This window comes from Flavobacterium sp. GQ95, from assembly GCF_059758655.1.
Genome location: NZ_JCAXEB010000009.1, coordinates 283,321 through 289,667 on the forward strand (window position 1 = coordinate 283,321; position 6,347 = coordinate 289,667).

General features: G+C 32.6%; 6 protein-coding genes. 4 read left to right on the top strand and 2 right to left on the bottom strand.

Annotated features, from left to right (window positions below; translation table 11 throughout):
• The first annotated feature begins 1 nt into the window (after nucleotide 1).
• Nucleotides 2-373 (top strand): phage holin family protein, encoded by a 372-nt coding sequence (locus AC6CH4_RS18250; RefSeq protein ID WP_498105468.1) that lies wholly within the window; start codon nucleotides 2-4, stop codon nucleotides 371-373.
• Nucleotides 374-386: 13 nt separating this feature from the next.
• Entirely contained in the window at nucleotides 387-758 is a 372-nt protein-coding gene (locus tag AC6CH4_RS18255) for a hypothetical protein (RefSeq protein WP_498105470.1), read from the top strand.
• A gap of 407 nt (nucleotides 759-1,165) precedes the next feature.
• Here AC6CH4_RS18255 and AC6CH4_RS18260 read toward each other — a convergent pair whose 3' ends face one another.
• Complete coding sequence (locus tag AC6CH4_RS18260) at nucleotides 1,166-2,497, bottom strand: DUF5723 family protein (protein WP_498105472.1); 1,332 nt, start codon at nucleotides 2,495-2,497, stop codon at nucleotides 1,166-1,168.
• Between the two features lie 275 nt (nucleotides 2,498-2,772).
• Nucleotides 2,773-3,849, bottom strand: coding sequence for a peptide chain release factor 1 (gene prfA, locus AC6CH4_RS18265; RefSeq protein ID WP_026981929.1), 1,077 nt, complete (start codon nucleotides 3,847-3,849; stop codon nucleotides 2,773-2,775).
• Nucleotides 3,850-4,317: 468 nt separating this feature from the next.
• Here prfA and AC6CH4_RS18270 point away from each other — a divergent pair, with 468 nt between their 5' ends.
• Complete coding sequence (locus AC6CH4_RS18270; RefSeq protein ID WP_498105474.1) at nucleotides 4,318-5,553, top strand: AAA family ATPase; 1,236 nt, start codon at nucleotides 4,318-4,320, stop codon at nucleotides 5,551-5,553.
• A 9-nt stretch (nucleotides 5,554-5,562) separates the two neighbouring features.
• Nucleotides 5,563-6,240: a hypothetical protein gene (locus tag AC6CH4_RS18275; RefSeq protein WP_498105476.1), complete on the top strand. Its 678-nt coding sequence runs from the start codon at nucleotides 5,563-5,565 to the stop codon at nucleotides 6,238-6,240.
• The last annotated feature ends 107 nt before the right edge of the window (nucleotides 6,241-6,347 follow it).

A 6,347-nucleotide genomic window follows, 5' to 3' on the forward strand; every position in this document is an offset into this window, starting at 1 on the left:
CATGGAAACAAATGCAACAACAAATGAAAACCTTAATATGTATGAAAAAGCTGAAAACTATACCAAAACGAGCTTAGAGTTAATCAAACTCAAAACGGTATCAGCAGTAGCAGATGTATTATCATCATTAACATCCAAAATTGCGGTTGGCGCTGTTGTTGCATTTTTCACTTTGTTCCTGAATATTGGGATTAGTTTATGGATTGGAAAAGAACTTGGTGAATATTTTTACGGATTTTTTATAGTGGCGCTCTTTTATCTTATTGTGGCTATTGTTTTGCTTAAAACACAACATAAGTTAATTAAAACGCCTATCGGAAACATGATTGTTTCCAGTATTTTAAAAGAAACAAAAACTGATTTAACTAATTAATAAAAAGACTGTTATGGAAGCCGTTTATACTATTGATGAATTAAATCAGAGGATAAAGCAATTAGAAGCACAACAAGATGCTGAATGGGTTGCAATTAAAGATGAAATCGATGAAATTAAAGAGAATTTAAAACCTCTTAATCTTATTCGAAACACGGTGTCAGAAATTAATGAAACTGTTGGTTTTAAAAGCGATATCGCACAATCAGCGATCAGTATCGGAATTGGTTACCTGGCAAAAAAATTAGTTGTTGGAAAAACAGATTCAATATTTAAAAATATTCTGGGATCTATTTTACAACTTGCCGTAACCACCCTAGTCGCAAAACCACAACATGAAACTGCGCCGCAGGAATCATCACAACACGAATCATCAGAGGGGTAATTGTCTAACTTAATATTAGTATTATGGAAAAGATAGAAGAAATAATAATAAAAAATGGTGTGTACATGTACTCCAATCTATATAAATGTTTTGAATTCACAAGAGTATTCCTAGGTATCTAACTCGTTTATACGTTTTTACTTTAACAACGGTTAAACAGTTAATACTTCACTATATTTTCTTAGATCCTAAGACTCTAAGTCGCTAAGCTTCTAAGAACAAAAGAGACTATTTCACATTGGTGAGATAGTCTCTTTTTATTTTAAAAGATACTAAGTTTCTACACTACCCAACTACAAAGTAGTCCAGCTTTCTCTATATTCTATATTCTATATTCTTGCTTCTTGCTTCTTTCCTCTAATTAAAAAAACCTTAGCACCTCAGCATCTTAGTCCCTTAGAACCTTTTTATTTATAATTTTGATATATCGGCAATTTCAAACCTACGTACAAATTACAAGCTTTAGAATTGTTCGAAAACAAATTCGAAACCAAAGAACCAGAACCAATAAATATTGGACCAGCCCTAAAACCAGTTCCTACCTGAACTCCGCTGTATTCCATATACGTTACCGGAAGATAAAAACTGAATTGTCTTGTTTCATATCTTGGTGTAAAGGTTACTGAATTTGCGATCGCAGTTGAATTTATTTTTTTAGCATCTGTCAGACTAAAATCAGTGCTTAAATTCAAGTAAAATTTATTATCAATATTCCAGTCAAAGTTGGTATGCAAGGCGGTTGGTAAATTAGCCTGCATTCCTTTTCTGGTTGCTGTTTTAGTATAATTGGCATCAAAAAATTCGAAGATATCATCTGCACTATCAATATCATCTTGCGAAACGCTACCGGTAAGGTTATACGTGTTTTCAATCGCATTTTTATAATTCAGCTTTCCGATATCAGTTACAGAAACTGCAGCTTTCAGTTTATATCGGTTTCCTGTACAAGTATGGCAGTTCGTACGATATTCATAAGTAAAACCTAAATCAACACCCACGCCTGCTGAAGTCGCATCAAACTCCGGATCTTTTCCGTTCTCATAATCGTAGCTTGCAGACGTTTTAAGCGTTCCTGTTGAGTAATATTGACTCAAATCGGGGTTAGCCTCATTTTTAGTGAAAGCTACGCTTAAGTTATTTCCGTTGATATAACCGTTTACTCCAGCCATTAAATACTTTACTGTGATTCCGCCTTTTATAAAATGCATATCACTATCTAATAATACAGTTGCATAACTGGCGCCAACCTCAGCCCAGGAATTACTAACACCGTTTGGATTTCCTCCTGATATCAAAAAACTATTCGACATGTCGATATCTTTATTTACCTCATCAACAAGCTGGCCGTTTACATCTACAAGATTAGTAATACTTCTAACGCGTGAAAAAAGCGCAATACTATGCAATGGCGAAATATTCATCATAAACGATGGACCCAAAATATCAACATTAAAGTTTCCCCTGTTATTCGATTTAATATTTTTGCTGGCATCGGCCTGCAGATCAAAACCGCCGTCTAATACTTCGGCAAAATTAACGCCATACAAATCATTCTGTGCGGTGGAACTCGCAGAGAAAATAGTAACATCGGCCTTGTATTTAGAATCTACAATAACAGACGGATTAAAAAGCGCCCCCTGAATCCCGGCATAATTATCATCCCGAAATCCAAAATAAGATTGCCCCCGGGCACAAAAAAAGCTCCCTAAGAAGCAAAATAAAAGTAAAGTTTTCTTCATAAATAATTGGTTAGGTTTATTTTGTCATGTTTAAAATATTTACAAATATTTAACAAAAAAATCCGAAAAAAAAAGGTTTTTTTTCTAAGACACTAAGGTTCTAAGACACTAAGGCTCTAAGTTTTAAAAATATCTTAATTATCCTACTGCGTCATTATTCCATGTAGTATTGCGCCTAACTTTAAAACAAAAAAGCCGAACTACAAAGTAGTCCGGCTTTTAATCTATTTTCTATATTCTTTACTCTATTCTCTTAAGTCTAAGAAGTCTAAAAATTAAAACACTTCAGAAGCTTCCTTCAATTTCTCCATATTATTCACCAACTGAAGCTCAGCTACAATTTTCTGAATATCACCATTCATGATGTTTCCTAGATCGTAAAGTGTCAAACCAACTCTGTGATCGGTTACACGACCCTGAGCGTAGTTGTACGTACGAATTTTAGCTGAACGGTCACCAGAACTAACCTGAGAAGTACGTTTTGTAGCATCTTCAGCTTCTTTCTTAGCCAACTCCTGTTCGTATAAACGAGAACGTAAAACGTTCAAGGCTTTATCTTTATTTTTGTGTTGTGATTTCTGATCCTGACATTGCGCCACCAATCCGGTTGGAATGTGCGTTAAACGTACAGCCGATTTCGTTGTATTAACCGATTGTCCTCCAGGTCCTGACGAACAGAAGAAATCTACACGAACATCATTCATATCAATCTGTACATCAAATTCTTCCGCTTCCGGTAAAACCATTACAGTAGCAGCCGATGTATGCACACGACCTTGTGTTTCCGTTTGCGGAACACGTTGTACACGGTGAACACCTGCTTCAAATTTCAAAGTACCGTAAACATCTTCTCCCGAAACCTCAAAAATAACCTCTTTGAAACCTCCGGAAGTTCCTTCGTTCATATCGACAACCGAAGTTCTCCAACCTTGATTCTCACAATATTTAGTATACATTCTGAACAAATCTCCGGCAAAAATACTCGCTTCATCCCCACCCGTTCCGGCACGAATCTCGACCATTACGTTTTTAGCATCTTCTGGATCTTTCGGAATCAACATAAACTTAATTTCTTCCTCCAGTTCAGGCAATCTTTCCTTTGCTTCGTCTAATTGCATTTTGGCCATTTCGGTCATATCTGCATCACTTCCATCCGCAATAATTTCGTTTGCCTCATCTATATTAGCCATCAAAAGCACATATTCATCACGCTTTTCAGCCAATGCTTTCAGGTTTTTGTACTCCTGATTCAATTGCACATAACGTTTCTGATCAGAAATAACATCCGGCTGGATAATTAAGTCCGAAATCTCGTCGAAACGTTGTTTTACTATTTGAAGTCTATCTAACATTTTTTAATTCCTTTTTATTGGACTGCAAAATTACGAAATTTTTGTTGAAAATTCTATCATTAACTTTTTGAGTTTTTTAGGGTTGGTTTCTTGAGATTGTTTGGTGGAATTATGATGGTTTTTAGGAGCTGTTTCCTCCCGAGACTTCGGGATCCGCTATATCTTTTTAGGCAAATTGTTTTCGTTTTAATTTAGACCTTTTCGTTTACCTAAAAAGGATGCCGCTGCTATCAGGACTAATGATTAGTTCTTTGAACATATTAAATTATTTGGACAAAGAATTATCTAACCTAAAATATTATACAATACATATTGATTCGAAATTCAATATGATACTTTTTATACTTATCCATTCCAAACAAGCTAATACGTCTAATTTTTTCAGGCACATATAGACATGCTACTTACAAAAAAAACTAAGTTAAACATAAAAACAAAATTGTATCTTTGAAATTCTAAATTTTAAAAATGATTAAAGAGGTTCAAATTAAAAATTTTAAATCAATTGTCAACCTATCTCTAGAACTTGGAAGCTTAAATATTCTAATAGGAGAAAATGGTAGTGGCAAGTCAAATATTTTGGAAGCATTAGCTTTTGGTGCCGCAGCAAGTGCAGACAAACTCGATTTTGAATTTTTAGGAAGTAGAGGGATTCGTGTGACGAATCCAGAATTTATGACTTCGGCTTTTCCAGATTTGGAAAGCAAAAAAATTGAAATTAATTTCGAAACAGACAGTAATATTTTTTCAAAAGTAAATTTTGTATTAACAAATGATATAAAAAACCCTAAAAAATGGATAAATGAATCTAAAGAAATTGTAGAAAAATCTCTTGGAACTAAATTAGCAGATATTCTTTTTAAAAAAAAATCCGTAAGTCGGGACGAAGAACTCTTGAGTTTTTTAGGTTCACCAGAAAATGTGTTAAAAATTGAAAAATTCACAAAAGAAATTACTGAAATTGCAAAAAAAAATGGGACCCCTAAAGAAAGTAAAGATTTTTTTAATTTTATATTTAATAATTATTATCTAAAAGATAGATACTTCAATGATGAAATCTCAAATTTTATAATTTATTCACCTGAGGAAAGTAGTTTGAGAAAATTTGAAGAAACATCACAAATATATCCATTAGGGATTCGAGGCGAAGGGTTATTTCAATATATTAAAGAATTATCCGCCAGTCATAAAAATTTATTAAAAATAATCAAAAATAATTTAGATTTCTTAGACTGGTATGAAAGCTTTGAATTACCTGAAAAATCAATGAGCAATGAATTTTCTTTAAAAATTAAAGACAAATTTTTAAATAATGATTTAAAATTTTTTGATCAAAGAAGCACAAATGAAGGTTTCCTTTTTTTATTATTCTACTCAACTTTATTTGTATCACCAATAACACCAAAATTTTTTGCAATTGATAATATTGATGCTTCATTTAATCCAAAACTATGTATTAGATTAATCCAAAATCTTTCTAAATTAGCAAAAAAGTATGGAAAACAAATAATTGTTACAACTCAAAATCCAGCAATCCTAGATGGATTGAATTTGGATGACAATACACAAAGACTATTTGTCGTTAGTCGAAATATTAATGGACATACTAGGGCAGAGAGAATACCTCATGATAAAAATCGAAAAATGAAATTGTCTGAAGTTTGGACAAAAGGATTTATTGGAGGATTACCATCAAATTTTTAATAACAAATTATGAGATTTTCTTTGATTACAGAAGGAGTGTCCGAAAATCGTATCTTAAAATGGGTAATTTCTCAATATTTTAAAGATATTGAAATATTTTTTAGAGATTTACAACCCGAAATACTTGATGGAAAACAAGATAGTAGTGGAGGATGGTTAGAGGTTTTGAAAATTTGTGGCAAGCAAGAGCATTTAAACGAAGCTCTAAGAAATTCGGATTACTTAGTTATTCAAATTGATAGTGATATGTCCGAAAATAAGCACTTTGAGGTTCAACATTATAAAGATAATAAAGTAAAAACATGTGAAGAATTATTAAGCGATATCCAAAGCAAATTAGAATATTTAATTGGTTCTGAGATTTTAAAAACTAATTCACATAAAATCATCTTTGCGATTTGTATTCACTCAACTGAATGCTGGCTCTTACCAATTGTTTTTAATAACAAAACAAAGGAAAAGACTTTTAAATGTATCGAAATCCTCAATAAAGAATTAGCAAAACAGAACAAAGATACTATCCCCAAAGCAAAAAACAGTTCTAAAGCAATTAAGGCATATGACTCAATCTTGAGAAACTGGAAAAAACGAAAAGACATAATCGAATCGTCAAAATCAAATTGTAGTTTTGAGTATTTTGTTTCACAGCTAGATACAATCGCAAAGCAGGTAGATTCCATTACATAATAATAATAATAATAATAATAATAATAATTACTACTAACCCCGCTCCAGTTTTCCGAAGTCTTCCTTCCGAAGCCCTACGCATTCTATGATAAAAAACAAATAAACCA